Annotated in this window: 1 protein-coding gene and 1 pseudogene; both read right to left on the bottom strand. The window is 57.0% G+C overall.

Annotated elements, in window-relative coordinates:
• Positions 1-716 precede the first annotated feature (716 nt).
• Positions 717-992 (bottom strand): hypothetical protein, encoded by a 276-nt coding sequence (locus DJ74_RS09165; RefSeq protein WP_092701522.1) that lies wholly within the window; start codon positions 990-992, stop codon positions 717-719.
• 108 nt (positions 993-1,100) lie between these two features.
• Positions 1,101-1,248: pseudogene (locus tag DJ74_RS09160) on the bottom strand (IS5/IS1182 family transposase); the annotation flags it as partial.

Genomic DNA, 1,248 nt, shown 5'->3' with positions numbered 1-1,248 from the left:
ACGATTAAAGCCAGAACGTGGTTTGGTCAGTTTCGAGAGATCGTCCTAAAGGCTGCCATCAGAAACATCGAGCAGTCTCTCACCGCCTGAACCACGTGAATTCGAGCGTCTAAACAAGGCCCAGGGCGCATATCAAACATCGTGAGCAGGTTCAATTCGTCGTGTAGGGCGGGATAGACGCGTACGACAGCAATCAGAGCAGACGCGAATAGACCAGAGGACTACGCTACGTACTGTCTCGATACTTAGAATAATAGGTGAAGATTCCAAAAGCCAACCCACCTGCTGCTCCCGGTATTGCGGCAGAAATCACGCTAGCGTCCGAGAGAAGCACGTCTATCGAAACCCACAGCAGTACCCAAACGACAACGTTCATCGGAATATAGAGCCACGGATTCGTCCGACTCCATACGCCTTCAGCCATTTTGTCGCTCTTATTAGGCTTGTTAGGTAATTCTTCTGAATCTGATAGTGATCCGAGCTAATTCCGTGACCGACACACCCTCTGTATCTCGCACGACGCTCCTGACGGGGAATGAGTAGGTTTCTGCGGTCGTGCTGAATACACAGCGCGTCTCGGTCACCGGGCTCTCGGGCATTGGTGAGAGGATGAAGGCTCCCTATCGAGAAACTGCGGCGGCGTGCGCCGCTGCGTATCCCGGACTACAGCAGACGTTGAGCGCGTATCGGACGTAACGCGGGTCGGTTGGCGTCGCCTACGCCAGCGCGATTCCCGCCGCGACGGCGAGACTCGTCAGTGCGAGGCTGACGAGCGCGACTGTTGTCCGGCTGTGGTGTCCGTCGCGGTCGTCGGAGTCGAACCCACGACCGGTCAGAACGCCGAGGCCGACAGCAACCGCGGAGAGGCCACCGGCGAGCGCCAGCGTCGTCCAGAGTTCCAGTCCGTGCTGTGCGACTTCTCGTGTAGCCGTCCCGGCGAGAAGGACGCCGGTTGCTATCGGGGCGGCGGCTGTCGCTTTGTTGGAGGGCATCAGTCAAATATCCAACGCGCGTCTAAAAACAGTGGCGATGCCGTTCCGCGGACAGTGGTCGGTACAGGCGACCCAAGAATCGTTCAGTACAGACTAGGTATTGACTGCTCAGAGTGATCGGTCAATGTTGTGACTGAGACAAGCAATAGTGAGTTCACGGAACTGCTTCCACCATCGTCGGGAGCGAACAAACGCACCGTACTTCCGCTTGAGCGTTGAGTTGACCGCCTCGGATTGACTCCGCTGGCCGTAGAGA

The sequence above is a fragment of the Halorubrum sp. Ea8 genome (assembly GCF_002252925.1).
Classification (GTDB): Archaea; Halobacteriota; Halobacteria; order Halobacteriales; family Haloferacaceae; genus Halorubrum.
This window is presented reverse-complemented; position numbering and strand designations above follow the sequence as displayed.